The following is a 25,612-nucleotide window of genomic DNA, read 5'->3' on the forward strand; positions in this document are numbered from 1 at the left end:
TCTCACGGCAGCACCGTGCGCATCAACATGACGTTGTAGGCCGACCACAGCGACAGGTTGAAGTACAGCTCTTTGCCGGTCGACCACGGATGCAGGAACGGCGCGTAGATGCCGCCGGGGACATCCCAGGACCGCACCAACAACTGCTCGGGGCCATACGGTCCCTGGGGGGCCGGCGCCATCCTCGCCACCACGTCGTTGGCGCCGTTGCAGTACAGCACCACGTACTGCTTGAGGTAGGTGTTGTACTGGGCCGACATTTCGCCGACCGGGCCGGGGATCACCACTGTCGCCGCTCCGGGATCCCCTGGCACCCAGGCGTTCTGATCGACATTCCAGTACTCGTAGCGGTTGAGATCGGGCACCGCGCCCTGCGGGATGCGCGCGATGTACGCCGCGCCCCCTCTGCCCGCCGGCGTGCCGAACGTATACAGGTACGGATCGCCGGGACCCGGCTTCAGGAACGCGCCTTGCTGGAAGTTCTCGTTGCCGCGCACGTACCGCGCATCGGGGACGTCGCCTTCGCGCGCGGCGCGCACCGTGCCGGGGTAGACGCCCCAGTGCTCACCGTTGTCCGGGGAGACCGCGATCGCCGAGAAGTTGGTCGTCCAGCGCCCGTCGGCGTCCCAGCTCTTGATCGACATGAAGTTCACGAACTGATTGCCGCCCACGGCGACACCGGCGGTGGGAATGATGCCTTTCTCATTCGGCGCCCACTTGGTGCTGTTGATGATCTGCTTGGACAGGCCGGGCGCCCACAGTGGGGAACCGGAGTAACGGTTGGCGAGGGCGCCGTCGGGCACGGCGACCGTCTTCGACAGCGCTCCGTCCTGCGTGCGCAACAGCGCGTTGTAGCGCCACTGCTTTCCGCGCACGCTGCAGTAGCCGTACGTGTCGCCGAAAGCCATCAGAACCTGGCGATTGCCGGGATCGCCGTTGTCCCACATGATCCCGAGGTCGGTGCCGGTGATCGCGAACCGCCCGATGGTGTTGTTCGGGCTCTCGGGCCCGGTGACCCACCCGACCAACGTCGTGCCCGGGGGCGCGGGCGGGGGAGGCGGCTCGGGAGCGGCAGCGGGAACCTGTTGTGCGACAGGCTGGTCCGCTGCGGGTTGGGGTGGTGTTGGGCGTACGGCGGCCTGTTGGTCCACGGTCGCCGACTGCGGCGTAAGCGACTGGAGGATTTCGGCGGGCAGTCGGCCGAGGCGCGGCAGCGGGGCCTCGTCGTTGGTGTTGCGAGGCCGGTGGCCGACCGGCGGGCCGCCCGGCAGCGCCGGCGTCGCTTCGGAGTTCGGAGCAGCGGGCGGTTGTGCGGCCGCCGCGGCGCCGGTACACGGTTCGGCCCAGGCCGCGGGCGCGACGCCGAGTACGGCGCTCAGTGCGATCACGGTTGCGGACGCCACCGACAACGAGGCGATGCGCGGAGGCGGCGACATGTCACACCTTTCGGAGGCGGACGCCCGACGAGGCGTCAGCGATGGCGGATGTGACATTAGTGACGAAAGTGACTCATGTGATCTTGATGCACAGATAGGTATTCACCTGTGACCGTGTCGCAACCTCGTCAACCCACCTGATTTGTGAGTGATTGCGTTCGCCAGCCGATCGTTTTCACTCACAAGTCGCGGTGTGTCGATTCTCGGTGCCGGGGTATCAAAACCGGCATGACCTCCCCGGCCAAAGCGCAAACCGGCGAGCCCGACGAGACGACCGGCGGCAAGCTCAAACGCAAGATCACCGGGCCGCTGCTGTTCCTGTTCATCCTCGGCGACGTGCTCGGCGCCGGTATCTACGCGCTGATGGGCGTGCTTGCGGGCGACGTGGGCGGCGCGCTGTGGGCACCGCTTCTGCTGGCTCTGCTGCTGGCGCTGCTCACCGCCGGCTCCTATGCCGAACTGGTGACCAAGTATCCGAAGGCGGGCGGCGCGGCGGTATTCGCCGAGCGGGCGTTCGGTCGGCCGGTGGTGTCGTTCCTGGTCGGCTTCTGCATGCTCGCCGCGGGGGTGACCAGCGCGGCGGGTCTGTCTCTCGCCTTCGCCGGTGACTATCTCACGACGTTCATCGATGTTCCGGCCGTACCGGCGGCCATCGTTTTCCTGGCGCTGATCGGGTGCCTCAACGCGCGGGGCATCAGCGAGTCGGTCAAGAGCAACGTCGTGATGACGGTGATCGAGCTGACCGGTCTGCTGATCGTGGTCATCGCGGTGTCGCTGATGGTCGGCGACGGCCGCGGCGATCTGGGCCGCGTCACCGAATTCCCCGAAGGCGCCACGCCCGCGCTGGCCATCCTCAGCGGAGCGATCGTCGCGTACTACTCGTTCGTCGGCTTCGAGACATCGGCGAACGTGGCCGAGGAGATCCGCAATCCGAGCAAGGTGTATCCCACGGCGCTGTTCGGCGCCCTCATCACCGCGGGCGTGCTCTACGCGCTTGTGGGGGTGGCGAGCGCGGTCGCCCTGCCCGCCGAGGACCTCGCGAAGTCCTCCGGTCCGTTGCTCGACGTGGTCGCGGCGGCCGACGTCGGGGTTCCCGACTGGGTCTTCAGCGCGATCGCCCTTGTCGCCGTCGCCAACGGCGCGCTGCTGACGATGATCATGGCCAGCAGGCTCACATACGGCATGGCCGAGCACGGCCTGCTGCCCAGCGTGCTCGGCCGCGTACTTCCGAAAAGGCGCACACCGTGGACGGCGATCATCGCGACAACCGCGGTCGCCATGGTGCTGAGCCTGCTCGGCGATCTGTCGACGCTCGCCGAGACGGTGGTGCTGCTGCTGTTGGTCGTCTTCATCTCGACGAACATCGCGGTGCTGGTGCTGCGCCGCGACCCGGTCGATCACCCGCATTTCCGAGTCTGGACGGGCGTGCCGGTGCTGGGGGTGGCGTCCTGTGTGCTGTTGCTGACCCAGCAGACCGCGAAGGTCTGGCTCTTCGCCGCGATACTGATCGCGGTGGGCGCGGTGCTGTATCTGGCGGCCCGGGCAGCGACGCGTCGCTGACGTCAGCGCTTGTGCACGGTGTCCCGCAGGAATTGGCTTTTGGCGCTTTGGGTTTCGTCGATGAGGATGGCGGCGGCCTCGGCCCACCCACGCGATCCACTCCGGCCACCGCTGGGCCGCGAGCGATCCAATCGTCGATAGGCATTCGGTGGGGAAGGTTCCGCACGCGATGCTCGGCGCCTTTGCGGTCGGATGCATGAATACGGCCGACCCGGGATAAAAGGTGAACGCGGCATGCGACGGTGGTTTACGTTCGCGCCGGTGATTGCAGTTCGAAAGGGGGGACGAACAATGGTCGGGCTATCGGCTCATCTCAGAGGCGCCCGTCGCACGGGGCCCGCGGCCAAAGCGATCATGCGATCGTCGGTCGTACTGGCGGCGGTGTGTGTGCTGTTCGGCTTCGGCGGGGGACAGGTTGCGGCGTTCCCGGGAGGCGATGCGGCCGGCGCCTTGACGATCGGCGGGCTGAACCGCACCTACACGGTGCATTCCCCGCCCGGCCTCGACCGCCCCGCAGGGCTCGTCCTCAACCTGCACGGCGCCGGGATGACCGGTCCGGCGCAGGCCGGAGCCACCAACTACAACGCGATCGCCGATCAGTACGGGTTCGTCGTCGCGTATCCCGACGGGGTCGACATGAGCTGGGCCGACGGCCGCGGCGCCGCACTGCCGGACCGCCAGGGCGTCGACGACGTCGGGTTCCTGGTCGCGCTCGCCGAGCGGCTGCGCGAGGAGTACGGCGTCGACCCCGGCCACGTCTTCGTGACCGGGACATCGGCGGGCGGCTTCATGGCCTCGCGGCTGGCATGTGAACGCGCCGACGTCTTCGCCGCCGCGGCACCGATCGCGGGCACGCTCGCGTCGGGTTTCCCCTGCGCACCGTCGCAGCCGGTGTCGGTGTTGGCGGTGCACGGAACGGCCGATCCGGTGGTGCCGTTCGCCGGTGGCCCGATGGTCGGCCGCGGCGGGCCCAGCGACATCGTCGCGCCCGCGGTGATGGCGCAGCGCTGGCGTGAGCTCGACGGCTGCCCGGCACCGGTCGAGGAGGTGCAGGGCGGCGTCCACCGGTTCGTGGCCGCCGGGTGTGCCGGCGGAACCGAGGTGGTGTTCGTCCAGATCGACGGCGGAGGTCACGTCTGGCCCGGCGGTTTGTTCGCCCCGTTCGACGCCTCCCAGTCCAGTGGTCAGTTCTTCGCGACCCACGGCAGGTGAGCCGCCGCTTCTGCCTACGGTTGGTGTGACGGCACACTGGAGCCGGCGCGAAACGAACAGGAGATCGGAATGAGCGACGACGTCCCGGGTATCACCGGCATCCACCACATCTCCATCACGGTGACCGATCTCGAGGCCAGCCTTGCGTGGTATCAACGGCTGCTCGGGGCGGACCGGTTGCCGATGAAGTTCCCCCACTACGAACGGGAGGACACCGGATACGGTGAGCTGCTGATCGACCCGCGCTCCGGTGTCGTGATCGGCTTGCACACCAACACCGGCAACGACGGAAGCCGATTCGACGAAGCCCGAACCGGTTTGGACCACGTCGCGTTGAACGTGGCGTCACGAGACGAATTGGACGCGTGGACGCGACGGCTCGACGAACTCGGCATCGAACACTCCGGTGTCCGCGCGGCCGACGAGCCGTTTCCCTTTGCGACCGTGGTGTTCCGCGACCCCGACAACATTCAGCTCGAGCTGTTCACGCTCGGCTGAGCAGGCCCGGCTGAGCGGGCTCGGCCGGGAAAGTCGCTCGTCGCACACGACTGCGGCCTAGGCTGCGGCCATGTCATACGACCGCGCCGCGCTCGTCGCGGGCAGCATCCGATTCGCGTCCGGTGTGTCGTTTCTGGTCGACCCCCTTCGGGCCAACCGGCTGTGGGGCGATCCGGATGAGCCGGCGCCGACGACGCAGCTGCTGCTGCGCTCGATGGGGTACCGCGACGCGCTCATCGGCGGTCTGCTGCTGGCATCGGCACTGCGGGGCCGCGACACCCGAGGATGGTTTCTGGCCTCGGGCGGCGCCGACGCCGCCGATCTGCTGGGCGGCTCGAGTGTGCACCACGAGATGAGACGCTCCCAGCGGGTCATCGGACTCGGCGGCGCGATCATCGGCATCGGCGTCGGGTTGTGGGGCGCACTGCGCCGGCCCCAGCGTGCGGAGGACTGACCTCAGCGGGTCAACAGCAGGCAGCCGGCGATCGGCCCGCCGCCCGCCGCGGCGACCGCCACCTCGGGCCGGCGCGACACCTGCCGGTCACCGGCCTGCCCGCGCAGCTGAAGGCACGCTTCGTGCAGCAGCCAATAGCCGTGCATCCGCCCAGCCGAGAGCTGTCCACCGTAGGTGTTGAGCGGCAACTCGCCGTCGAGCGCGATGCGCGTCGCGCCTTCGATGAACGGACCCGCCTCGCCGTCCGCGCAGAAACCCAGCGCCTCCAGCCATGCGAACGTCAGAAAGGTGAAGCCGTCGTAGAGCTCGGCGAGGTCGACGTCGGATGGCGTCAGATCAGTGCGCGACCACATCTCGGCGGCCGCGTCGGTCGACGCCATCTTCGGAAAATCGTCGCGGTGAAACCAGCCTCCCGAACCATAAGCGCCGCCAACGGCTTCCACCGCCACCGGTGGTTGGGGGCAGTCTCGTGCGTACTCGGCCTGCGAGATCACGAACGCGACCGAGCCGTCGATGGGCACGTCGCAGTCAAACAGCCCGAACGGTGTGGACACCGGCCGCGCCGCCAAGTAGTCCGCCATGGTCATCGGGTCCCGGTAGGCGGCAAGGGGATTCAGCCCGGCATTGCGTCTGCTGTTGATCGCCAGCCAGCCCAGCTGCTCCTTGGTCGTTCCGTACAGCTCCATATGTCGACGGCAGTGCATGGCCAGCCAGTTGGCCGCGGAATAGGCGTGCGCGGCCAGCAGTTCGTCGATGTCGCCGAACGGCGCGAGCTTGCGCGGGGACCCGGGGGCGCGGGGTTCGATCGGCGGATTAGCCAGCGGGTTGGGCCCGGAGGTGGGCGGTGCCTGCGTCATAGTTCCGCCGAGCATCTGCACGGTCCGGTACACCAGCACGTGCCGCGCGCGCCGCTCGGAGACCGCCACCATCGCCGACATCACCGGGGTCAACACGCCGCCGGTGGGGAAACCGTAGCCCTGGTCCACAGCCGGACCACCCAGTGCGGCAACGACTTCGGCCAGCGGCGTGTCCCCGAAGGTGACGATGCCGTCGATGTCATCCGGCGTGAGCCCGGCATCGGCGACCGCGGCGCGCACCGCCTCCATCGTCAGATCGATCCCGGGGATTCCGGTGCGGCGCCCGATGCGGGAGATGCCGAGCCCGCTGATGATCGCGTCCTTCTCGAACGTGCTCAACCGGCCACCGCCTCGCCTTCGTGCCTCTCGGGAGTTCGCCTCACGCGGAGGTCCCTGTGATGATGCCCGCTGCAGACTGTACTTTCCTAGACGTGTCCGACGACGTGTCACCTGCCTCCGCGGCCAGAATGGTGCCGGCTCTCGATGAGCACAACCGGGCCTTCTGGACCGGGGGACGAGATGGCCGACTGCTGATCACCCGTTGTGAGCGTTGCCATTTGTGGGTGTCACCTCCAGCTGGGGACTGTCCCGAATGCGGCGGACGACTTCGCCCACAACCGGTTTCGGGACTCGGCACGGTGTTCACCTACACCGTCAACCACCAGCCGTTCAACCCGGCTGTCGCGGTGCCGTACGTCATTGCCATCGTCGAACTCGATGAGCAGCCCGGCCTGCGCATCGCGGCCAATATCGTGGACTGTCAACCGGATTCGGTGCACGTCGGTCTTCCGGTCGCGGTGCGCTTCGAGCGTCAGGATCTCGACGGCGAGATCGCATTCGCACCCGTATTCGCACCGCGCTGACGCGACTCAGGCCCCACGCTTGAGGTGACGCACCGTTGCGGGCGGGGCCGGAGAACGGCGTCGCCGACGCGGCGCGGGCGTCTCGACCTCCACACCGTCGACGCCCGGTTCGAGCACCTGCTCGCGGAGCCTGCGAAGGGCCTGCGCGAGCAGACGCGACACGTGCATCTGCGAATAACCCATCCGTTCGGCGATCTGGGTCTGGGTCATGCTCTCGAAGAACCGCAGGAGCAGCACGGTCCTTTCACGCTCGGGAAGCGCAGCGATCAGCGGCCGTACTGTCTCCAGGTCGACCACCTTGTCGATGTTCGGGTCGACGTCGCCGAGGGTGTCACCGACCGACCGGAACTCATCGTCGGCCGAGGCCTGAACGTCGGTGGACAGCGTGGAGTAATTGCTGCTGGCGATCGTCGCTTCCATCACCGCTTCGCGCTCGATCCCGAGGTGTCCGGCGACTTCGGACGGTGTCGGCGCGCGCCCGATCTGCTGCGACAACTCCGCACGCGCCTTCACCAGCTGCCCTTGGAGGTCTTTGAGCCTGCGCGGAACCTTGACCGCCCAGCCGTAGTCCCGGAAGTGGCGGCGTACCTCGCCCATGATGGTCGGGATCGCGAAGGACAGGAAGTCGGCGCCGTTGTCGGGGTCGAAGCGGTTGACCGCGTTGACCAGGCCGACCCGCGCGGCCTGCACCAGGTCGTCGATCGGCTCACCGCGGTTGCGGTAGCGGCGAGCAACATGGTCGGCCAGTGGCAATGTTCGGTCGACGATCGCCTCGCGCTGGCGACGGTAGGGAAGTGATCCTTGGTCCAGCGCTTTGAGGCGGCGGAACATCTCGGTCACGTCTGCGTATTCAGAATTCGCCTCGGACACCACACAGGCTCCTCACTCCCGACCCTGCCGTATGGATCACACGGCTCGGATCTGAACCTGTGGCTGCTGCGGTTTACCCTCTCGGACGGGTGGTCAAAACATCGCCCGGCGGGACCCTTGTCCCAGGGTAGCCGTCGGCGGGCGCTGCCGTGGTCAACCGGCGAACTCGCGCGCCTTGCTGGTCGTGCCGACGGGCATGGCGTGTTTGCCATAGGGCCGCTGCTGCCTGCCGAGCCGCGCCGGTGCCGAGACCAACGGGCTGTCCCAGATCGCGCCCGTGAACACCGCGGCGCCCAGCGCCGTCAAACCTGCCATCGCCACCAACGTGTCGGGGTCCATGCCTTCGTGGTTACCCACCGACGGCCGTTACCACGCCCACCGCCGCCGAAAAAGTTTGCTCGCGCGTCAGCGGGCTCGCCGGGCGAGCAGTTCGGTCTGGTGGATGATGAGGCTCTTCCCGCAGACCGTGATCCAGCCGCGCTGGACGAACTCCGACAACACCTTGTTGACCGATTCCCGTGACGCGCCGACCAATTGGGCGATTTCGGCCTGGGTGAGGCCGTGGTCGAGGCGCAGTTGCCGATCTTGTCGGACACCGAAACGCTGCGCGAGGTGGAGAAGCTGTTTGGCGATCCGGCCGGGAACGTCGGTGAAGTTGAGGTCGGTGATCAGGTCTTCGGCGCGCTGTAGGTTGCGCGCCAACAAGCGCATCAGCTGCTCGGTGATGTGCGGGTTGCCGTCGATGCAAGCGTGCAAAGCGTCACGGTCGATGACCGCGACGAGCACCGCGGTGAGCGCTGTGGCGGAACCGGTCCGGGGCCCGCAATCGAACATCGACTCGGCGCCGAAGATCTCCGAGGGGCCGAGGACGGCGAGCAGTTTCTCGGGGAACTCCGCCGACCGCCAGCCGATCTTGACCTTGCCGTCGACGACGATGTAGAGGCGGTCATCGGTTTGGCCTTCGGGGTATATGCACTGGCCCGGCCCGAAGCGGGCGTAGGCGAATCGGTTGAGCAAAGCCCCCATATCGGCGGGTGCTAGCCCCCGCATGATGGCCGAGCGGTGCAGCGCGGCTTCACTGTCACGATTCACGCCCGTTTCGGCCGTGGCGCCGGCGACCATCAGCATGCCCACTCCCAACCCCGTCGGTGCGGGGCTACCCGGCCGTGACCGGGGTAAACGCTAACCGCGTAGGCGGAATCGGACTACGCATTCGCGCGCGACGGCGGGGCATGCACGTGGCGAAGCGCGGCCGGCACCCACGGTTACTGGCGCGCAGAGTTCTCGACGATGATCTCGCGGGCCGTCTCGTAGAACGCGCTGATGAGCGTGGAGAAGGACAACTCGAACGGATAGATCATGTGCACGTCGAGCGACTCGAGGCGCCACTCGGGTAACACCGAAACGAGGGTGCCCTCGCGCAGCTCGTTGGTGCAGATGATCTGGGTGGGCATCGCACCGATCCCGAGGCCCTGCATGATGTACTGCTTGCACACCTGAAAGTTGTTGGCGCGCGCCCGGACTGGTGGCGTCAGCTCGTGCTGGCGGGCGCCCGCGGTGACCGTCAGCTTGCGGGGCCCCCCGAAGCCGAAGTCGATGAACGGAATCGCGTTCAACTGCGTGGGCTCGCGGAGCGGTTCGGGTAGCCGGGCAAGAAAATCCGGTGACGCGCACAAGAACAGCTCGAGGTCGAACACCTTGCGCGCGATCAGCGTGGAGTCCTGTAGCGGTCCGGTGGAGAACACCACATCGAAACCGTCCCGCACCGGGTCGACCACCCGGTCGACCAGTCGGATGTCCAGCGCTGAATTCGGATAGTGCTGCAGGAATGCCGCGCCGACGCGGGAGGCGTAATCGATGCCGACGAAGACCGGGATCGCCACCCGCAGTTCGCCCTGGGGCTCCTGCCTGCTGCCCTCGACGAGCGCGCGGACACCGTTGGCTTCGGCCAGGATGTTGACCGCGTGGGCGTACACCTGCTCGCCGAGATCGGTGACGGTGAGCTGGTGGGTGTTCTTGCGCAGCAGTTTGATGCCCAGGTCGGACTCCAGCCGGGTCAGCTTGCGGCTGACGGTCGACTTCGGCATTCCGAGCAGTGCCGCGGCCTTCGACAAGCTGCGGTTCTCCACCACCTTGCCGAAGATCAGCAGGGCGTGGACGTCGAAGGGCAGGTTTTGTTCCATTGTTTTCGAGCACCTTCCTCAATCGCCGGCGGCGTTCCAAATATGCAACAGGGTGTTGCGCTCGCGGGTCTGTTTCGGCCATATCGGCGGCGGTACCTTCGGCCTACCGTCTTCAGCCCGACGGAGGAGAGACCGTTGAGTCGCGACAGCCTGGTGACCAAACCCGCGAGCGGACACTGGACCGACGCCTACCCCGAACTGGGTCGTGGCCCCATGTCGCTTCAGGACTGCGTTTCCGAGGAGTTCTACGAGAAGGAACGCGAGCACGTCTTCAAGAAGACATGGCTCTACATGGGGCGTATCGAGCGCGTGCCCAAGTCCGGCAGCTACTTCACCCGCGAGCTGACGTTCCTCAACACGTCGGTGATCATCGTGCGGGGCAAGGACTCCGTCATCCGCGCCTTTCACAACGTCTGCCCGCACCGGGGCAACAAGATGCTGTGGGAGGACGACCCTTTCGCGGAGGTCGAGGGCCGCGCACCGCTGCTCTACTGCCGCTTCCACGGCTGGCGCTACAAGCTGGACGGTTCACTGCACTCGGCGACCCGCAAGGATCTGTTGCTCGACTTCGACGCGGACAGCTGCCGGGTGCCCGCCATCCAGTGCGAGGTGTGGGAGGGCTTCATCTTCATCAACCTCAACCCGCACAACACCGAGCCGCTGCGCGATTTCCTCGGCGAACTCGCGCACGAGATCGAGGGATATCCGTTCGCCGGACCCCATCAGGTGTACAGGCTCAAGGCCGAACTGCAATGCAACTGGAAGATCTTCCTCGACGGGTTCGCCGAGAGCTACCACGGGCCGTACCTGCACGCGTCGTCGTTCGGCGCGCTCACCGCCGAGGCCAGGGACGCGTTCGACCAACCGAATCCGTTCACCGACGCGCTGGCCTACCGGCTGAAGGGCCCGCACCGGATGTTCTCGTTCTCCGGTGAACCGTCGCGCAAGACCCCGTACTCCAAGCCGATCGAGTGCGTGTTCGAGGCCAGCGCCGCCGGCCCGTGGACAAAGAAGGCCGACCGCGGGCCGATGCCCACCGGCATCAACCCGACACGGTCGGAGAAGTACGGTTTCGACTCGTTCCAGTTCTTCCCCAATTTCGTGCTGATCTTCGGGGCGTCCGGATTCACCGTGCACACGCACTGGCCCACCGGACCGCACTCGCACATCTTCGAGACGGAGGCGTACTACCAGCCGCCGACGACCCACAAGGAGCGCCTGGGTCAGGAGCTCACGGTCACGTTCCTCAACGACATCATCCTCGAGGACGCCAGCCCGTCGGAGGGTCTGCAGGCCATGCTGAACAGCGGCGCACTCACCCACTTCACGTTCAACGACGAGGAGATCCTGCTGCGCCACTTCCACAAGGTCGTGAGTGACTACGTAGACAATGGAGTGAAGGCCGGCGAAGAACAGAAGGCAACGCGATGAATCCAGTTCTGCCACCGGAATTCTCCCACCTCGAACACCTCGTGCCCGAATGGGCCATCGAGGACGGCCACGCGCGCTACGTGAAGCGGGTCAACAGTTCCATGGAACAGATTCGGGCCTTCTACGACGAAATCTTCCCGTACGCCGAGGAAGCTCTTGCCTACGTCGACAAGTTCGACTACGCCGAGCCGCTGCCCGAGGACGTCGCCAACCTGCGCAACCTGCTCTACTCACTGATCACCGTCTCGCTCGCGGTCGAACTGTGGAACCAACCGCGAGTTAAACATTCGGCCAACACGATTCTGACGAGGGTGAGCTGAGCCACCGTGAGCCTGACCTCCGCACAACTCGACATCGTCGACCGGACTCCCCGGATCGGCAGCGAGATCAGAACCGACCTCGAGACTCTGCTGAGCGGGCGCGCCGCCGAGAAGATCAGGGACACACTCGACCAACGCGGCGTGGTGTTCTTCCGCGGGTTGCAGATCAGCGACGAGCAGCAAGTCGCGATCGCCGCAACGCTGGGTACCGTCGTCGCCAATGAGGGCGAGGACGGGATCTACAAGATCTCCCTCGACGAGAACGTCAACCAGCGCGCTAAATACCTGAAGGGCTCGTTGTTCTGGCACTTCGACGGCTCCCTGCAGCCGTATCCGAACCTGGCCACGCTGCTGCGAGCGGTGAAACTCTCTGACACCGGGGGCGATACGGAGTTCTGCAACACCTACGCCGCGTACGACGATCTGCCGCAGTCCGACAAGGACCTCATCGCCGATCTTCGAGTCGTGCACAGCGCCGAGCGGTCTCAGTACTATGTGACACCCGAGATGAGTTACGACGAGATCGCGTTCTGGCAGAAGTCGCCGACCAAGGCGTGCCCCATCGTGTGGACGCACCAGTCCGGCCGCAAGTCGCTGCTGCTCGGCGCGACCGCCGACTACGTGGTCGGCATGCCCGTCGAACAGAGCCGCGCTCTGCTTGCGCGGCTTCGTGATTGGGCCACCCAGCCGCAATACGTCTATCGGCACGAGTGGGCGGTCGGCGACCTGCTGATCTGGGACAACACGGGCACAATGCACCGCGCCCTGCCCTACGCCGCCGACAGCGGTCGGCTCATGCACCGCACCATCCTGGCGGGCGAAGAGCCACTGAATTGAAGCTGGGCATCGCGACACCGGTCGTCACCAACGTCGCCGGGGCGGCATTGACGTGGGAGCGCGACGCGGGAGTCGAGGACATCGGGCGCGTCGCAGAAGCCGCCGACAGGCTCGGCTATCACCACCTGACCTGCAGCGAGCACATCGGCATCCCGGCATCGGAGGCCGGGCGGCGCGGCGCCAGGTACTGGGATCCGCTTGCCACATTGGGATACGTGGCGGCCCGCACCGAACGGATCCGGCTCGCCACCATGACGCTGGTGCTCGGATACCACCATCCGCTGGCCATTGTGAAGCGTTACGGGACACTGGATCACGTCAGTCGCGGCCGTCTCATCCTCGGGGTCGGCGTCGGATCGCTCAAGGAGGAGTTCGACATCCTCGGCGCGCCGTTCGAAGATCGCGGTCCGCGCGCCGACGACGCGCTGCGCGCCCTGCGTGCCGCGCTGACCAGCAATGAGCCCTCCTACGACGGCGAGTACTACTCGTTCGGCGGCCTGATCGTCGACCCGTGCGCACTGCAGCCCCATATGCCGATCTGGGTGGGCGGCCGGACCAAGCGGTCGCTGCGGCGCGCACTCACGCTCGCCGAAGGTTGGGCGCCGTTCGGTATCTCGGTCGCGACCGCGGGGGAGTGGCTCAAGGCGCGCGAGGTGCCGCCCGGCTTCGAGGTCGTGCTGGCCGCCGACCGTCCGCTCGACCCTGTCGACAACCCCGGGGCGACGCGGGAAGCCTTGCGCGCGATGGCAGCCGCGGGCACGACGACCGTATCCGCGCGCTTCGTCCACCGCTCGCTCGCGCACTACCTCGAGCAGATCCACGCACTCGCGGAACTGCACAGCGAAGACAACGGGAGGTGACATGACGCAAGACACCGCGGGCCATCCCCTGCTGATGCCGCTGACCGCCGACGAATGGGGCGAGGCCGAGTACGCCGCCGTCGGCGCGCTGATGGGGGTTCCAGGCGACGACGTTCCACGGGCCGGCTCGGGGGAGACCAGGGATCCGCTCAACTTCGACATCATCGGTGTGCTGGCTCGGCACCCGAAGATGGCACAGAAGTTCCTCGGCTACAACGCGTTTCTGCTACAGCGGGGCGAGCTGCCGTTGCGGCTGCGCGAGCTGGCGGTGTTGCGGCTCGCGCATGCGCGGCGCTCGTCGTTCTTCTGGGGTGAGCACGTCAAGATCGCCAAGGGTGGCGGCCTCTCGGATGACGAGATAGCCCGGATCGCCCGCGGTAACGCCGAGTTCGACGGAGTGGACCGCTTGGTGCTCGAGACGACCGACGAGTTGCTCGCCCACGGCCGGGCCACACCCGACGCGTGGCGCCGTCTCGTCGACGAACTCGGCACCCACCAGGCGATGGAACTGATCTTCGTCGTCGGCACCTACGCGATGCTCGCGATGGCCTGCGAGACTTGGCAGCTCGCCCCGCCACCTGGCAGCGCGACGCTTCCGGACTAGGAGTCCTCGGCTTCGGGTGCCGGTTCGCTGTCGGCGCGCCGGGCCCGGCGCCAGCTGCGCACACCCCGGTGCGCGGCGAACGCACCCACGATCCCGGTGGCACACCACACTGCGATCGCGACATAGGTCAGCGGCGAATTCAGATCCGAAATCGAGGCCCCCAGCGCCGTGTACACGAACGCGCGGGGAACAGACCCGATGAATGCGCCGACGGCCATCTGCCACAACGGGACTCCGAACGCACCGAAGGCGTAGGACGCGAGCGCATCGGAGATGCCGGGAACGAAACGCTGGCCGACGACGGCCCACAGCCCGCCCCGCGCGATGAGAGCGTCGAGACGCGTCGCACGTTCCTCACCCAGGAGTGCCCGCGCGCTGTCGCGTCCGGCCCGCCTGCCGAGCAGGCTGGTGACGCACGCGGTGGTGACCGTCGCGCCGAGGGTGGCGAATGTGCCGACGACCGGACCGAACAGCACCCCGCTGGCGGCGGCGAGGATCGGTCCGGGCACGAACACGGCGCCGAGCAGTCCCGACACCACGACATAGACCAGGGGTGCGACGGGGCCGGTGGAGGCCACGGTGCGGCGGACGTGGTCGACGTCGATCACACCGGTGACGGCGACCAGGTAGAACAACCCGAGCAGGAACGCCGCGAACAGCACGAGTCGGAGGATGTGCCACCGGCGGGTGACGGGGCGGTCGCTGAGGGTCATGTCCAGGCAATCTTGCCGTACTCGCGGGACGCCCCTTCCCCGACCGGCGACGTGGATGTACCATTTGGTACATGATTACCGAGTGTGGTGCCGAGATCGACGCACCCGCCGCCGCCGTGTGGGACGTGTTCAGCGATGTCGAGCGCTGGCCGGAGTGGACCGCCTCGGTGACTCGGCTCGTGGCGCTCGACGATCGAGATCTGGTCGTGGGCAACCGGTTCGAAATCAAGCAACCCCGCATGCCGAAGTTGGTGTGGGAGGTCACCGAGGTGACGCCACCCACGTCGTGGACGTGGGTGCAGCGCTCACCCGGCGGGCTCACGGTGGCTCGCCACGACGTCACCCCCGTGCGCGCTTCGCCGCCGCGGACCCGGATCCACCAACGGCTCGAACAGCGCGGCCCGGTCGGGGCGGTGGTCGGACTCCTGATGCGCTCGATGACCCAGCGCTATCTGGAGCTCGAGGCCGAGGGTCTGAAGGCGCGCTGCGAGCACTTGCATCGGCTCGATGGCCCGGCCTCCTGATCTTCAGCGTCGCCAGGAACTGCTGGACGGGGTCGTCGCGGACGTAGCGCGCAACGGCATCGGCGACCGGTCGTTGCGCGATCTCGCGGCGGCGGTCGGCACCAGCCATCGCATGCTGCTGCACCACTTCGGATCTCGCGACGAGCTGCTGCTGGCGATCGTCGGCGAGGTCGAGCAACGCCAGATGGCGATGGCAAGTGAGTTGCCCGCGGATCCGGCCGAGGCCGTCGCTGCGATGTGGGCGAACCTGCGGCGCCCGGAGCTGCGACCGTTCGAGCGGCTGTTCTTCGAGTGCTACGCCCGCGGAGTGCAGGGTGAGCAACCGTTCGCCCGGATGCTGCCCGCCGCGGTCGAGGACTGGCTGGCGCAAGATCCGAGTGGCACGGCCGACCCGGCGATGATGCGCCTCGGCCTCGCGGTGGCGCGCGGTCTGCTGCTGGACCTGGTCGCCACGGAGGACCTCGACGGTGTCGACGCCGCCGCCGCGGCGTTCGCCGACCTGATCCGCCGTCGGTGAAGTTCAGTCTTGACTGCTTCGGCGCTCGCCGATGAACGCGAGCAGCCGGGGGTCCTCGGAGGTGAACACGTCGACCTCTTCGCCGCCGTCGCAGCTCAGCAGCGCGACGGTCACGCTGCCTTCGCGTCGCATCCGGACCTCCCAGACGGCGCCCGAATCCTGCCATCGCTGCAGATCCGCCACCCGGTCCTCCGCCATGCCCCTACCATCTCACCGCATGGGTGGCCGACCAAGCGTCGAGGTGGCGCGCGTCTATGACCCGCCCGGTGACGACGACGGCACCCGGGTTCTGGTGGATCGGCTGTGGCCGCGGGGATTCCGCAAGGACGATCCGCGGGCCGGTCGGTGGCTGCGGGCGGTGGCGCCGTCGACCGAATTGCGGCGCTGGTATTCGCACCGGCCGGAACGGTTCGACGAGTTCGTCGCCCGCTACACGGCCGAACTGGAAACCGGGGAGGGTGCCCAGGCGCTGGATGAACTCCGCAGCCTGCTCGCCGAAGGGCCGGTGGTGCTGGTGACCGCCACCCGCGACGTCGAGGTCAGCCACGCCGCGGTCCTTCGCGACCTGCTGACCCGAGCGGCGTGAGACGATCGGCGCATGCCGTCGAAACAGCCGCGATGACCGTCGTTCTCGCCATCCGCTGCGCCGACGGCGTCGCGATGGCCTCCGATTCGCAGATCACCGATCCCGAGCGCGGCCTGAGCTATCCGGCCCAAAAACTGCATCCGCTCGGTAAGCACGCCGCATGGGGTGGTAGCGGGTCGCGCGCCGTGCTCTACGACCTCGAGCAGATCTTCACCAACGAACCGGACGCGATCGTCGAAGCCCCCGACATCGGCCACGCCCTTCAGGGCCGCGTGCTGCCCGTGCTCGAGCACCACTACAAGAACTTCATCGAAGACGTGCCTGCGGGTAAGCCCGGCGCGACCCCGGCGACCTACGTTCTGGCGGCCGGCTACGTGAACGGGCACCCGTTCATCGTCGACTTCGATCCGCACGGGCTGATCGGCCACTACGAGGAGATCGGCTTCCACGCGGTGGGCAGCGGGTCTCCGATGGCCCAACAGGCCCATGCGCTTCTGGCGCACTTCGAGATGGGCGAACGCAGCGTCGACTACGGCGTGGTGGCCGCACTGCGGGTGCTCGACGCGCTGGATGCGTCGTCGCCCAGCGTCGGTGGGCCGATGGACATCTGCCGAATCACGCCCGACGGCGCCCAGCATCTCGACGAAGAAGCGGTCGCCGAGGTACGACGCACTGTGCGCCGGTGGACCGAACTCGAACAGCGGGCCCTCGACGACCTGTTCAGCTGAATACCGCAGGCAGAGGAAGGTAAGTCTTGCCTTAGTCGGTCCGGTAGGCTCGACGGGCGATGACCGAGATCGACGATGCACCCTCGCCCGTACTTCCGCGGGAGCTGACCGACATTTCCGATGCGGTACGTCAGGTCGCGGCGCCGCCCACGCCGGTGCTCGCCGAGCCGTACCTCATTCGGCTGGCCGATCCGGACGCGGACGCGGAGATGATCTCGGAGTGGATGAACCGCCCGCACCTGGTGGAGGCGTGGGAATACGACTGGCCGCCGCAGCGGTGGCACCGGTATCTGACCGCACAGTTGGCGGGCGAATACTCCAGGCCGTTCGTCGGGTTTTTCCGGGGGCAACCGTTCGTCTACATCGAGTTGTACCGGGCCGCCAAGGATTCGATCGCGCCCCGCTACGACGCCGACCCCCATGACATCGGGATGCACGCGGCGATCGCGGAGTTGCGCTTCGTCAACCGCGGTATCGCGCCGATCCTGTTGCCGCGGTTGACCGCCAACATCTTCGAGCTCGACGCGCGGTGCCGTCGCATCATGTTCGACCCGGACCACCGAAACAAGGGCGCGCGCGACGTCTGCGAACACGCCGGCTGTGAGTTCCTGGGGGAGCACGACATGTCGAACCGGCGTATGGCGCTGTACGCACTGCCGCGCACACCCGCCGACGCGCCGTAGCCCAGCGCTATCAGGGCAGCTGGTTGAACTCCGCGTAACCGTCGTGGTCGGGCTTCATTCCGGCCGCGACCAGCTCCCACAGCACCTCGTCGGTGCCCCCGCCGACCCGGGCCAGTTTCATGTCGCGCCACCATCTTCCGAGCGGAGTCTCCTCGACGAGATAGCCGGACCCGCCGAAGAGGTGCATGCACTCGTTCGTCACCTCTTCCCCGAGGCGCGCGGCGTTGACCTTCATCGCGGCGGCGGTGCGAAGGTCGAGCTTTCCGGTCGCGGCGATCCCGTCGAGCGCGAAGCGCAGCATGTCCACGCGTGCCTGAAGATCGGCCATCCGCAGCCGCAGGGCCTGATGCTCCCACAGGCTGCTACCGAACTGCTTGCGAACCATCATGCGCGCCTGGGTGATTCCGATGGCCCGCTGCGCCGACGTCGACACCAGGCCTGCCACCGACATCCGCTCCTGAGCCAACCCCCAGGAGATGGCGGCCAGCCCGATGCCCGCGCGCGCGACCAGAGCGTCTGCGGGCACCCAGGTGTCGATGTGCACGGCGGCGGTGTCGAGGGGCCTGCGCCGACCTTGCGGTACGGCGTCTGGATCTCACACTGCGCGAGCGGGACGGCGATCACCACGACGCTGCCGTGCTTGCTGTCCGGATCGTGGTCGACGCTGCGGGCCACGCACATGACGTGGTCGGCGATGGGGGACAGCGAGACGAACTTCTTGATGCCCTTGACTGCGAAACCGTCACGCACAGAACGCACTTCGGTGCCCACGATCTGCAGGTCGGATCCGCCGGACTGCTCGGAGGCGCCGATGCACAGCACGGTCTCACCGCGGATCGCCTGCTCGGCGATCTCCTTCAGGTAATCCGACTTGCCGAAGCGGCGCAGGATCGCGATCGCCGAGTCGTGCAGACCCACACCAACCCCGATACCGGCCGAGCCCAGCCCACCCAGCTTGCGAGCGAGCTCGATGACCTTCGCGACGTCGGGATGCTGTTGTCCGGGTGGCCACTTGCCGGCGAACACCCCGGACTCGCCGAGGTACTCGATGAGTTTGCGTGGGAATCGTTCCGTCTCTTCGGCTTCGGCTGTCCAGGCGGTGACGCGGTCGTCGAACACCCGGTCGAGCAGGTCGCGGTAGTCCTCGATCGGCGGTGCATCCGGCGCTTCGGAAGTGGCCGTCATCGGCTTGCTCCCTCCAATGTGCGCTTGACTTCGAGCCGGCGCAGCTTGCCCGATGAGGTGCGGGGCAGCGCACCGGGTTTGAGGAACACCACGTCGGCGGGCACCACGCCGCAGTGTGATGCGACACGGGCCACGATCTGGCTCCGGGCGCTGGGTTCGTCGTCGCCCTTGAACTCCGCGGCGATCACCAACCCGGGCCGCGCCGAGGACTCGCCGGTTCCGACGGCCACCACACAACCGTCACGGACACCGTCGATCTCGCCTGCGATGCGCTCGATCTCATTGGGGAACACGTTGCGACCCGCCACCGTGATGAGTTCCTTGGCCCGGCCGCAGACGACCAGTCCGTCGTCGGTGAGATAGCCCAGATCGCCGGTGGGCAGCCATGCGTTCCGGTCGATCGGGGCCTCGCCGACGTATCCGGTCATCAGCGACGTGCCGCGGACCTCGACCTCACCGACCTCGCGACCGGTCACCTCGGTGGTGTGCTCGGCGTCGGCGTTGATGCGGATCTCCATACCGGGGATCGCATGGCCGAGCACGGCAAAGCGGCGGTTGGTCTCGCTACCGTCGGTGATCACCTGGACATCGTCGACGCGAAGCCCGGTGAAGGGCACGGGAACGCTGACCGCACAGGTGGATTCGGCCAACCCGTAGGACGGGGCCAGCGAGTTCGGGTTGAACCCGAACCGGGCCATCCCGTCGGCGAAGCGCTGATAGCCGGCGCAGTCCACCGGTTCTCCGCCGTTGAGCGTGAAACCGAGGTGGCTGAGGTCGAGGTCCTTGAGGTGGCCCGCGTACTTGCCGATCAGGTTGAAGGCCATGTTCGGCGCGGCGGTCATGGTGGCTTTGCTGTCCATCAGCCACTGAAGCCAGTTGAACGGGGACGCGGCGAATGCTGAAGTCGGGGCCTGCCACAGGTCGGCCTGGCCCAGCGTGGCGGTCAGGAGGAAGGCCAATCCCATGTCGTGGTAGATCGGCAGCCAACTGTGCAGTCGGGAGCGGTCGTTGACGTTGACCCGCTCGATGAGCCCCCGCAGATTCGCCAGCGACGCGGCCGGCGAGATCTGGGCCGTACGAGGCGTTCCCGTCGACCCCGCGGTGCCCTGCAGAATCGCGACGTCCGCGGTGTCGGGTCCGCGGAAGGTTGTGGAGCGGCGCGAGTGGCCGACTTCGAGGAGGTCGTGAACGGCGATCGCGTCGGAGTGCTTGCGCAACAACGCCAGTTCGGTGCCGTGGCTGAATACCGTCGTCACTCCGATGGAGGCGAGCCGGTCCAGCGTGGTCTGCGCCCATTGGTCGGGATCGGCGCGCCGGATCGGTCCGGGCAGGATCGACAACCCGGCGCCGGCGAAGAACGCACCCGGAATGGCAGCGATGAACTCAACGGTCGGATCGCCGATCAGGCCGACGGCGTTGGCCTCGTCGTCGGTGATCCGCTCGGCAACGTTTTCGGCCCGCGCGTGGACCTCGGGCCACGGATGATGTACCCACTGGCCGGTTTCCGCGTCGAGGACGGCCAACTTGGTCGGCGCCCCCGACATCGCCGCCGACAGGGCTGCGGCCAGTTCGGTCACGAGTTCGTGGATGTGGCAGCCGATTTGGCCAGGATGGCAGCTTCCAGGTCGCCGACCGTGTCGCAGCTGAGCAGGTCCTCTTCGCTCAGCGCCACGCCCAGCCGATCCTCGATGGCCACCATCCCCACCGCGAACGCGACCGAGTCGAGGCCGACGTCGTCGATCAGGCGGGAGTCGCGGGTGACTCGTCGGACATCGACGTTCATGTCGTCGCGCAGGATCTCGGCCAGCGCGAGGCTGACGGCTTCTGGAGTAGACGGGTTCACGGCACGCGACGGTACTACGTCGCATCAGGTTAGGCTAGGCTTACCCCCGCTGCTCGCGGACAATCTCACAGCCGCATTCCGATCCACCATCCCAACGCGGCGGCGGCGATGCCGAGGGCCAGGCTGACGACGATGTTCGCGGTCGCGAGTCCGACCCGGCGGTCTGTGCCGAGTTCGAGCGTCTGCAGCATCCACGTCGAGAATGTCGTGTACGCGCCGAGGAGCGCGACACCGGCAAGCAGCGCGGTGGTGGGGCCCAGTTCGAGGCCTGCGAGCAGGCCGAGCACCAGCGCGCCGGAGATGTTGACGACGAAGATGCCCGAAGGGAACGCCCCACTCAGCCGGTGTGACACCGTGCGGTCGACGAGGAAGCGCAGCACCGCCCCGACTCCGCCGAGGACCGCGACACCCAGCCACACCGCGACCATCATCTCCGTGCCCATTCCGATGCCAGCCAGGCGGCCGCGAGGCCGACGACGATGCTGGCCGACGCGTATCCGGCCGCCAGCGCGAAATGCTCGCGTTCGATCATCCTGAGGATCTCGACCTGCATCGTCGAGAAGGTCGTCAGCCCGCCGCAGAACCCCGTTCCGAGCAGGGGCCGACGGTAGCTGTCGTCGGGGAGTCGGGTGGCGACGTATCCCAAGACGAACGCGCCGACGATGTTCACGGCGAATGTCGGCCACGGCCAGTGCCCGGGTTCGGGCGCGACCAGTGTCTCGATCGCGGCGCGCGCGAGGGTGCCCAGCGCGCCGCCGACGAACACGGCAAGCAGCTCGCGGCCGTCGTAACCAAGCACGAGGGTCAGTATGGCCCGGGTGGCTCATGAGACGCCGCATGACGGCAAGGAGCAGAATCGGGTTCATGGCGCCCAACCCCCGAGCCGGTCAGCCGGCGCAGCCCGAGGATCTCATCGACATCGCTTCGGTGGTGACGGCGTACTACACCCGAGAACCCGACCCAGAGAACGTCGATCAGCAGGTGGTGTTCGGCACCTCGGGGCATCGCGGGTCCAGCCTCGACGCGGCGTTCAACGAGGCGCATATCGTGGCCACGACGCAGGCGATCGTCGAGTACCGCGCCGCTCAGGGCATCACCGGTCCGCTGTTCATCGGTCGCGACACCCATGCGCTCTCCGAGCCGGCCTGGGTGTCGGCATTGGAGGTGCTGGCGGCCAATGACGTTGTCGCGATGATTGATTCGGCCGATCGGTATACGCCGACGCCTGCGATCAGTCACGCGATCCTGACGTTCAACCGGGGCCGGGAGGGCGATCTGGCCGACGGGATCGTCGTCACGCCGTCGCACAACCCGCCGCGGGACGGCGGGTTCAAGTACAACCCGCCCAACGGGGGGCCCGCGGACACCGACGCCACGGGTGCGATCGCCAACCGGGCCAACGAACTGTTGCGCGACGGGCTCAAAGGGGTCAAGCGGGTGCCGCTGGCCCGGGCGCGCCAGACCGCGCAGCGCCACGACTACCTCGACGCCTATGTCGCCGGTCTACCCAACGTCGTCGACCTGCACGCGATCAGCGCCGAGAAGATCCGCATCGGCGCCGACCCGCTCGGCGGCGCCAGCGTCGACTACTGGGGCGCGATAGCCGAACGCCACAACCTCGATCTCACCGTGGTCAACCCGCTCGTCGACGCGACGTGGCGGTTCATGACGCTGGACACCGACGGCAAGATCCGGATGGACTGCAGCTCGCCGAACGCAATGGCCGGCCTGCTTCGGACGATGAGCGCCAACCCCGACGCCTATCAGATCGCCACCGGAAACGACGCGGACTCCGACCGGCACGGGATCGTCACGCCCGACGGCGGGCTGCTCAACCCCAACCACTACCTGGCCGTTGCGATCGACTACCTGTTCTCGCACCGGCCGTCGTGGCCGGCGTCGACCGCGGTAGGCAAGACGGTGGTCAGTTCGTCGATCATCGACCGGGTGGTCGCCGGGCTGGGCCGCGAGCTGGTCGAGGTGCCGGTCGGGTTCAAGTGGTTTGTCGATGGGTTACTCAGCGGGACAATCGGTTTCGGCGGTGAGGAGAGCGCGGGTGCGTCGTTTCTGCGCCAAGATGGGTCGGTGTGGGCGACCGACAAGGACGGCATCATCCTGGCGCTGCTGGCCTCGGAGATCTTGGCGGTGACGGGTGAGACGCCGTCGCAGCGCTATGCCAAGCTGGCCGAAAAGTACGGCGCCCCAACGTATGCCCGCGTCGATGCGCCCGCAGGCCGCGAGCAGAAGGCGCGGCTGGCCAAGCTGTCGGCGGAGGAGGTCTCGGCGACCGAGCTGGCGGGCGAGCCGATCACGGCGAAGCTGACGACCGCACCGGGCAACGGCGCACCGCTGGGCGGATTGAAGGTGACGACGGAGAACGCGTGGTTCGCGGCGCGGCCGTCGGGCACGGAGGACGTGTACAAGATCTATGCCGAGTCGTTCAAGGGGCCCGAGCACCTGGGCGAGGTGCAGGAAGCGGCGCGCGAGGTGGTCAATAGGGTCATCGGGTGAGTTCTGAACCGGAGGGCGACAGTTCGACGGGGCCCGATGCGGCGGCGGCCGACCGGGCGGAAACCAAGCCGAAGCTTCCGCGCGAGGTCTGGCTGCTCGTCGGCGCCAACGTCGTGGTGGCGCTCGGCTACGGCGTGGTGGCGCCCGTGCTGCCGCAGTACGCGCGTCACTTCGGGGTGAGCATCAGCGCGGCGACGTTCGTCATCACGGCGTTCGCGTTGATGCGGTTGATCGCCGCGCCGCCCGCCGGGCTGCTGGTACAGCGGCTGGGGGAGCGTCGCGTCTACATCAGCGGGCTGATCATCGTCGCGCTGTCGACGGCGGCGTGCGCGTTCGCACAGACGTACTGGCAGCTGCTGGCGTTCCGCTCGCTCGGCGGGCTGGGCTCGGCGATGTTCACGGTGTCGTCGCTGGGCCTGATGATCCGGATCTCCCCGGAGAACGCGCGCGGCCGGGTGGCGGGCCTGTTCTCGACCGGGTTCCTGGTCGGTTCAGTGGGGGGCCCGGTGCTGGGAAGCCTCACCGCGGGTTTCGGGTTGGCGGCGCCGTTCGTGATCTACGGGGCGGCGCTGCTGGTCGCGGCCGGCGTGGTGTTCGTCAGCCTGCGCGGCAGCACGCTCGCGGCTCCCGAAGAGACGGAGGGCGCGGCGGTTTCGGTGCGTCAGGTGCTGCGCCACCGGGCCTACCGGGCGGCGTTGTTCTCGAACTTCAGCACGGGCTGGGCGGCGTTCGGGTTGCGGATCGCGCTGGTGCCGCTGTTCGTGGTCGAGGGGCTCGGCTACGGGGCGGGTGCCGCGGGCCTGGCGCTGGCGACATTCGCGATCGGCAACGTCTCGGTGGTGATCCCCAGCGGCTATCTGTCCGATCGGATCGGGCGGCGCACGCTGCTGATCGTCGGGTTGACGGTGTCCGCGGTTGCGACAATTCTCGTCGGCTTCACGACGTCGCTGCCGATCTTCCTGGTCGCCGCGTACGTCACCGGTGCGGCGACGGGCATCTTCGTCTCGCCGCAGCAGGCCGCGGTGGCCGACATCGTCGGGAACAAGGCGCGCGGCGGCACCGCGGTCGCGATCTTCCAGATGATGGCCGACCTGGGTTCGATCATCGGGTCGCTGGTGGTGGGCCAGATCGCCGAGCGGACGTCCTACGCCTGGGCGTTCGTGGTCAGTGGGGCGATCCTGGGGGTGGCGGCGCTCGGATGGGTGTTCGCGCCGGAGACAAGGGGCCGGCCCGCCGCGCACACGCCGGCGCGCGCGATCGGGCCGGAAGCCGGTGGCGAAGTCCCGTAACCAGCGATTTTGAGCGCTTCCAGCAGGTGGTGTAACTTCGATGGGCACGACTTCAGGGGCTATGGCGCAGCTGGTAGCGCACCACACTGGCAGTGTGGGGGTCAGGGGTTCGAGTCCCCTTAGCTCCACTCGATCGAAAGCCCGCGTCGACCATCGGTTGGGGCGGGTTTCGTCGTTTCTTGGCGCTCGATGCAGGCACGCTGTTTACGCACCCCGCTGATCATCAGAGGAGCATGCCGCACTTTCTCGCGCCGGCCGTCAGGCCGCCCGACCTCCGGGGGGCGCCGGCCCGCCGGGTTCACTTGCGCCGTCGATGGGTGGCGCGGCGCTCGATTGGGTCTCGCCGGTCTGGCTGTCGTCAGCAGATTCGGACGGTGCAGCGGTGTCGTCTATCCGGCCACCGTCATCGGGTTCAGGCGACGCAGCGGTGTCGTCTATCCGGCCACCATCATCGGGTTCGGACGACGCAGCGGTGCCGTGGTCGACTTCTCGGCTGTCGTCAGCAGCATCGGGTGACGCAGCGGTGTCGTCTGTCCGGCTGTCATCATCGGGTTCGGGCGGTGCAGCGCTGTCGTTCTCGTCTATCCGGCCACCGTCATCGGGTTCGGGCGACGTAGCGGTGTCGACTATCTGGCTGTGGGTTTCGTGTTCTTCGGGTGGGCGCAGGAGCCGTTCGGGTCGGTGGTAGTAGTTCAGCCGTGCCTGGCCGGTGTCGAGTCCGGGTGGGGGAAGCCATTCGACCTCGCAGCGCTCGTTCATTTGGGTGGTCCAGCCGCCGTCGTCGTCGACGCTGCGGTTGTCGGTTCCGCAGGCCAGGCCGAGTTCGTCGACGTTGGTGTTACCGCCTTTGGACCAGTCGGCTTCCACGTGATGCACTTGGCAGCCGTAGGCGCCCACAGTGCAGCACGGCTTGGTGCAGCCGCCATCGCGCGCGATGAGCATGATCCGTTGCGCTGGGGTGGCGATGCGCTTGGCGCGGAACAGATCCAGGGCTGATCCGGTCGCGTCGTCGAAGACCGCCAGGTAGTGGTTGGCGTGGCCGGCCAGC

Annotated in this window: 29 protein-coding genes, 1 tRNA gene and 2 pseudogenes; 18 read left to right on the forward strand and 14 right to left on the reverse strand. The window is 67.6% G+C overall.

All coding sequences use genetic code 11. The features are described from left to right. Positions 1-2: 2 nt before the first annotated feature. Complete coding sequence (locus RMCN_RS03475) at positions 3-1,436, reverse strand: glycoside hydrolase family 183 protein (protein ID WP_110765740.1); 1,434 nt, start codon at positions 1,434-1,436, stop codon at positions 3-5. Between the two features lie 228 nt (positions 1,437-1,664). Here RMCN_RS03475 and RMCN_RS03480 point away from each other — a divergent pair, with 228 nt between their 5' ends. From RMCN_RS03480 to RMCN_RS03495, 4 genes are all read left to right on the forward strand, one after another. Then, positions 1,665-2,996: an APC family permease gene (locus RMCN_RS03480; protein ID WP_067387296.1), complete on the forward strand. Its 1,332-nt coding sequence runs from the start codon at positions 1,665-1,667 to the stop codon at positions 2,994-2,996. Between the two features lie 354 nt (positions 2,997-3,350). Next, the gene (locus RMCN_RS03485; protein WP_084377091.1) at positions 3,351-4,208 is read left to right on the forward strand and encodes an extracellular catalytic domain type 1 short-chain-length polyhydroxyalkanoate depolymerase; all 858 of its coding nucleotides are present in this window, start codon (positions 3,351-3,353) and stop codon (positions 4,206-4,208) included. A 69-nt stretch (positions 4,209-4,277) separates the two neighbouring features. Next, the gene (locus RMCN_RS03490; RefSeq protein ID WP_067387300.1) at positions 4,278-4,706 is read left to right on the forward strand and encodes a VOC family protein; all 429 of its coding nucleotides are present in this window, start codon (positions 4,278-4,280) and stop codon (positions 4,704-4,706) included. A 70-nt stretch (positions 4,707-4,776) separates the two neighbouring features. After that, a complete protein-coding gene (locus RMCN_RS03495) occupies positions 4,777-5,160 on the forward strand; it encodes a DUF4267 domain-containing protein (RefSeq protein ID WP_064415067.1) in 384 nt (127 codons plus the stop codon). 2 nt (positions 5,161-5,162) lie between these two features. On the opposite strand, the gene RMCN_RS03500 is transcribed toward RMCN_RS03495, so the two are convergent. After that, positions 5,163-6,356 carry a thiolase family protein gene (locus RMCN_RS03500; RefSeq protein WP_067387302.1) on the reverse strand — a complete coding sequence of 398 codons (1,194 nt, stop codon included), beginning with the start codon at positions 6,354-6,356 and terminating at the stop codon, positions 5,163-5,165. 128 nt (positions 6,357-6,484) lie between these two features. On the opposite strand from RMCN_RS03500, the gene RMCN_RS03505 reads away from it, so the two are divergent. Further along, the gene (locus tag RMCN_RS03505; RefSeq protein WP_067387304.1) at positions 6,485-6,880 is read left to right on the forward strand and encodes a Zn-ribbon domain-containing OB-fold protein; all 396 of its coding nucleotides are present in this window, start codon (positions 6,485-6,487) and stop codon (positions 6,878-6,880) included. A 6-nt stretch (positions 6,881-6,886) separates the two neighbouring features. On the opposite strand, the gene RMCN_RS03510 is transcribed toward RMCN_RS03505, so the two are convergent. From RMCN_RS03510 to RMCN_RS03525, 4 genes are all read right to left on the reverse strand, one after another. Beyond that, on the reverse strand, positions 6,887-7,750 hold the full coding sequence (locus RMCN_RS03510; RefSeq protein WP_084377105.1) for a SigB/SigF/SigG family RNA polymerase sigma factor: 864 nt from the start codon (positions 7,748-7,750) through the stop codon (positions 6,887-6,889). Between the two features lie 153 nt (positions 7,751-7,903). Next, positions 7,904-8,107 carry a hypothetical protein gene (locus RMCN_RS03515; protein WP_131808494.1) on the reverse strand — a complete coding sequence of 68 codons (204 nt, stop codon included), beginning with the start codon at positions 8,105-8,107 and terminating at the stop codon, positions 7,904-7,906. A 48-nt stretch (positions 8,108-8,155) separates the two neighbouring features. Further along, complete coding sequence (locus RMCN_RS03520) at positions 8,156-8,872, reverse strand: Crp/Fnr family transcriptional regulator (RefSeq protein WP_067387373.1); 717 nt, start codon at positions 8,870-8,872, stop codon at positions 8,156-8,158. A 143-nt stretch (positions 8,873-9,015) separates the two neighbouring features. Continuing rightward, on the reverse strand, positions 9,016-9,933 hold the full coding sequence (locus tag RMCN_RS03525) for a LysR family transcriptional regulator (protein WP_067387308.1): 918 nt from the start codon (positions 9,931-9,933) through the stop codon (positions 9,016-9,018). 135 nt (positions 9,934-10,068) lie between these two features. Between RMCN_RS03525 and RMCN_RS03530 the strand changes: the two genes are divergently transcribed. Genes RMCN_RS03530 through RMCN_RS03550 form a run of 5 tightly spaced genes read left to right on the forward strand, consistent with a single transcriptional unit; the run spans position 10,069 to position 13,985 of the window. Then, positions 10,069-11,364, forward strand: a complete 1,296-nt coding sequence (locus tag RMCN_RS03530) for an aromatic ring-hydroxylating oxygenase subunit alpha (RefSeq protein ID WP_067387310.1) — start codon at positions 10,069-10,071, stop codon at positions 11,362-11,364. Further along, entirely contained in the window at positions 11,361-11,684 is a 324-nt protein-coding gene (locus RMCN_RS03535; RefSeq protein ID WP_064348968.1) for a hypothetical protein, read from the forward strand. The genes RMCN_RS03530 and RMCN_RS03535 overlap by 4 nt, the downstream gene beginning before the upstream one ends. A gap of 6 nt (positions 11,685-11,690) precedes the next feature. Beyond that, on the forward strand, positions 11,691-12,521 hold the full coding sequence (locus tag RMCN_RS03540; RefSeq protein WP_067387311.1) for a TauD/TfdA dioxygenase family protein: 831 nt from the start codon (positions 11,691-11,693) through the stop codon (positions 12,519-12,521). Continuing rightward, positions 12,518-13,381: a TIGR03619 family F420-dependent LLM class oxidoreductase gene (locus RMCN_RS03545; protein WP_067387313.1), complete on the forward strand. Its 864-nt coding sequence runs from the start codon at positions 12,518-12,520 to the stop codon at positions 13,379-13,381. Before RMCN_RS03540 ends, RMCN_RS03545 begins: the two co-directional genes overlap by 4 nt. Position 13,382: 1 nt before the next feature. Continuing rightward, entirely contained in the window at positions 13,383-13,985 is a 603-nt protein-coding gene (locus RMCN_RS03550; protein ID WP_067387315.1) for a carboxymuconolactone decarboxylase family protein, read from the forward strand. On the opposite strand, the gene RMCN_RS03555 is transcribed toward RMCN_RS03550, so the two are convergent. Next, on the reverse strand, positions 13,982-14,698 hold the full coding sequence (locus RMCN_RS03555; RefSeq protein ID WP_067387316.1) for a TVP38/TMEM64 family protein: 717 nt from the start codon (positions 14,696-14,698) through the stop codon (positions 13,982-13,984). The genes RMCN_RS03550 and RMCN_RS03555 overlap by 4 nt on opposite strands. Before the next feature lie 71 nt (positions 14,699-14,769). On the opposite strand from RMCN_RS03555, the gene RMCN_RS03560 reads away from it, so the two are divergent. Both RMCN_RS03560 and RMCN_RS03565 read left to right on the forward strand, forming a co-directional pair. Beyond that, the gene (locus tag RMCN_RS03560; protein WP_067387318.1) at positions 14,770-15,222 is read left to right on the forward strand and encodes an SRPBCC family protein; all 453 of its coding nucleotides are present in this window, start codon (positions 14,770-14,772) and stop codon (positions 15,220-15,222) included. Continuing rightward, positions 15,206-15,739 carry a TetR/AcrR family transcriptional regulator gene (locus RMCN_RS03565; protein WP_067387319.1) on the forward strand — a complete coding sequence of 178 codons (534 nt, stop codon included), beginning with the start codon at positions 15,206-15,208 and terminating at the stop codon, positions 15,737-15,739. Before RMCN_RS03560 ends, RMCN_RS03565 begins: the two co-directional genes overlap by 17 nt. Before the next feature lie 3 nt (positions 15,740-15,742). Here RMCN_RS03565 and RMCN_RS03570 read toward each other — a convergent pair whose 3' ends face one another. Continuing rightward, a complete protein-coding gene (locus tag RMCN_RS03570; RefSeq protein WP_064348961.1) occupies positions 15,743-15,937 on the reverse strand; it encodes a hypothetical protein in 195 nt (64 codons plus the stop codon). 19 nt (positions 15,938-15,956) lie between these two features. On the opposite strand from RMCN_RS03570, the gene RMCN_RS03575 reads away from it, so the two are divergent. The 3 genes from RMCN_RS03575 to RMCN_RS03585 are packed head-to-tail and all read left to right on the forward strand — an operon-like array spanning position 15,957 to position 17,736. Then, positions 15,957-16,325, forward strand: a complete 369-nt coding sequence (locus RMCN_RS03575) for a DUF488 domain-containing protein (RefSeq protein WP_067387322.1) — start codon at positions 15,957-15,959, stop codon at positions 16,323-16,325. 32 nt (positions 16,326-16,357) lie between these two features. After that, on the forward strand, positions 16,358-17,053 hold the full coding sequence (locus RMCN_RS03580) for a proteasome protein (RefSeq protein WP_067387324.1): 696 nt from the start codon (positions 16,358-16,360) through the stop codon (positions 17,051-17,053). A 59-nt stretch (positions 17,054-17,112) separates the two neighbouring features. Beyond that, positions 17,113-17,736 carry a GNAT family N-acetyltransferase gene (locus tag RMCN_RS03585; RefSeq protein WP_067387326.1) on the forward strand — a complete coding sequence of 208 codons (624 nt, stop codon included), beginning with the start codon at positions 17,113-17,115 and terminating at the stop codon, positions 17,734-17,736. Positions 17,737-17,746: 10 nt separating this feature from the next. On the opposite strand, the pseudogene mbtN reads toward RMCN_RS03585, so the two are convergent. From mbtN to crcB (RMCN_RS03610), 5 genes and pseudogenes are all read right to left on the reverse strand, one after another. Then, positions 17,747-18,921 (reverse strand): annotated as a pseudogene (mbtN, locus tag RMCN_RS03590) (mycobactin biosynthesis acyl-ACP dehydrogenase MbtN). Further along, on the reverse strand, positions 18,918-20,489 hold the full coding sequence (gene mbtM, locus RMCN_RS03595) for a long-chain-fatty acid--ACP ligase MbtM (RefSeq protein ID WP_084377107.1): 1,572 nt from the start codon (positions 20,487-20,489) through the stop codon (positions 18,918-18,920). The pseudogene mbtN and the gene mbtM overlap by 4 nt, the downstream one beginning before the upstream one ends. A 5-nt stretch (positions 20,490-20,494) precedes the next feature. Beyond that, a complete protein-coding gene (locus RMCN_RS03600) occupies positions 20,495-20,764 on the reverse strand; it encodes a mycobactin biosynthesis acyl carrier protein MbtL (RefSeq protein ID WP_082680925.1) in 270 nt (89 codons plus the stop codon). Positions 20,765-20,829: 65 nt separating this feature from the next. Beyond that, a complete protein-coding gene (crcB, locus tag RMCN_RS03605; protein WP_234787555.1) occupies positions 20,830-21,207 on the reverse strand; it encodes a fluoride efflux transporter CrcB in 378 nt (125 codons plus the stop codon). After that, positions 21,192-21,563, reverse strand: a complete 372-nt coding sequence (crcB, locus tag RMCN_RS03610; protein ID WP_064348955.1) for a fluoride efflux transporter CrcB — start codon at positions 21,561-21,563, stop codon at positions 21,192-21,194. Before crcB (RMCN_RS03610) ends, crcB (RMCN_RS03605) begins: the two co-directional genes overlap by 16 nt. Positions 21,564-21,628: 65 nt before the next feature. On the opposite strand from crcB (RMCN_RS03610), the gene pgm reads away from it, so the two are divergent. The 3 genes from pgm to RMCN_RS03625 all read left to right on the forward strand — a co-directional run bounded on the left by pgm (position 21,629) and on the right by RMCN_RS03625 (position 24,692). Then, on the forward strand, positions 21,629-23,275 hold the full coding sequence (gene pgm / locus RMCN_RS03615) for a phosphoglucomutase (alpha-D-glucose-1,6-bisphosphate-dependent) (protein ID WP_067387328.1): 1,647 nt from the start codon (positions 21,629-21,631) through the stop codon (positions 23,273-23,275). Next, positions 23,272-24,564: an MFS transporter gene (locus RMCN_RS03620; protein ID WP_067387329.1), complete on the forward strand. Its 1,293-nt coding sequence runs from the start codon at positions 23,272-23,274 to the stop codon at positions 24,562-24,564. Before pgm ends, RMCN_RS03620 begins: the two co-directional genes overlap by 4 nt. A 55-nt stretch (positions 24,565-24,619) precedes the next feature. Beyond that, positions 24,620-24,692, forward strand: a tRNA-Ala gene (locus tag RMCN_RS03625). Positions 24,693-24,822: 130 nt separating this feature from the next. Here the strand turns inward: RMCN_RS03625 and RMCN_RS31345 are convergent. Next, positions 24,823-25,612: pseudogene (locus RMCN_RS31345) on the reverse strand (hypothetical protein); the annotation flags it as partial.

Origin of the sequence: Mycolicibacterium novocastrense (assembly GCF_001570485.1) — a bacterium.
In the GTDB taxonomy this organism is placed as follows: domain Bacteria; phylum Actinomycetota; class Actinomycetes; order Mycobacteriales; family Mycobacteriaceae; genus Mycobacterium; species Mycobacterium novocastrense.

What these genes read in the sequence shown, in the direction of transcription:
- RMCN_RS03475 (WP_110765740.1), bottom strand. Translation starts at nt 1,436, where the DNA reads ATGTCGCCGCCTCCGCGCATCGCCTCGTTGTCGGTGGCGTCCGCAACC.
- RMCN_RS03480 (WP_067387296.1), top strand. Translation starts at nt 1,665, where the DNA reads ATGACCTCCCCGGCCAAAGCGCAAACCGGCGAGCCCGACGAGACGACC.
- RMCN_RS03485 (WP_084377091.1), top strand. Translation starts at nt 3,351, where the DNA reads ATGCGATCGTCGGTCGTACTGGCGGCGGTGTGTGTGCTGTTCGGCTTC.
- RMCN_RS03490 (WP_067387300.1), top strand. Translation starts at nt 4,278, where the DNA reads ATGAGCGACGACGTCCCGGGTATCACCGGCATCCACCACATCTCCATC.
- RMCN_RS03495 (WP_064415067.1), top strand. Translation starts at nt 4,777, where the DNA reads ATGTCATACGACCGCGCCGCGCTCGTCGCGGGCAGCATCCGATTCGCG.
- RMCN_RS03505 (WP_067387304.1), top strand. Translation starts at nt 6,485, where the DNA reads ATGGTGCCGGCTCTCGATGAGCACAACCGGGCCTTCTGGACCGGGGGA.
- RMCN_RS03520 (WP_067387373.1), bottom strand. Translation starts at nt 8,872, where the DNA reads ATGGTCGCCGGCGCCACGGCCGAAACGGGCGTGAATCGTGACAGTGAA.
- RMCN_RS03525 (WP_067387308.1), bottom strand. Translation starts at nt 9,933, where the DNA reads ATGGAACAAAACCTGCCCTTCGACGTCCACGCCCTGCTGATCTTCGGC.
- RMCN_RS03535 (WP_064348968.1), top strand. Translation starts at nt 11,361, where the DNA reads ATGAATCCAGTTCTGCCACCGGAATTCTCCCACCTCGAACACCTCGTG.
- RMCN_RS03550 (WP_067387315.1), top strand. Translation starts at nt 13,383, where the DNA reads ATGACGCAAGACACCGCGGGCCATCCCCTGCTGATGCCGCTGACCGCC.
- RMCN_RS03555 (WP_067387316.1), bottom strand. Translation starts at nt 14,698, where the DNA reads ATGACCCTCAGCGACCGCCCCGTCACCCGCCGGTGGCACATCCTCCGA.
- RMCN_RS03560 (WP_067387318.1), top strand. Translation starts at nt 14,770, where the DNA reads ATGATTACCGAGTGTGGTGCCGAGATCGACGCACCCGCCGCCGCCGTG.
- RMCN_RS03565 (WP_067387319.1), top strand. Translation starts at nt 15,206, where the DNA reads ATGGCCCGGCCTCCTGATCTTCAGCGTCGCCAGGAACTGCTGGACGGG.
- RMCN_RS03570 (WP_064348961.1), bottom strand. Translation starts at nt 15,937, where the DNA reads ATGGCGGAGGACCGGGTGGCGGATCTGCAGCGATGGCAGGATTCGGGC.
- RMCN_RS03575 (WP_067387322.1), top strand. Translation starts at nt 15,957, where the DNA reads ATGGGTGGCCGACCAAGCGTCGAGGTGGCGCGCGTCTATGACCCGCCC.
- RMCN_RS03580 (WP_067387324.1), top strand. Translation starts at nt 16,358, where the DNA reads ATGACCGTCGTTCTCGCCATCCGCTGCGCCGACGGCGTCGCGATGGCC.
- RMCN_RS03585 (WP_067387326.1), top strand. Translation starts at nt 17,113, where the DNA reads ATGACCGAGATCGACGATGCACCCTCGCCCGTACTTCCGCGGGAGCTG.
- crcB (WP_234787555.1), bottom strand. Translation starts at nt 21,207, where the DNA reads ATGGGCACGGAGATGATGGTCGCGGTGTGGCTGGGTGTCGCGGTCCTC.
- pgm (WP_067387328.1), top strand. Translation starts at nt 21,629, where the DNA reads ATGGCGCCCAACCCCCGAGCCGGTCAGCCGGCGCAGCCCGAGGATCTC.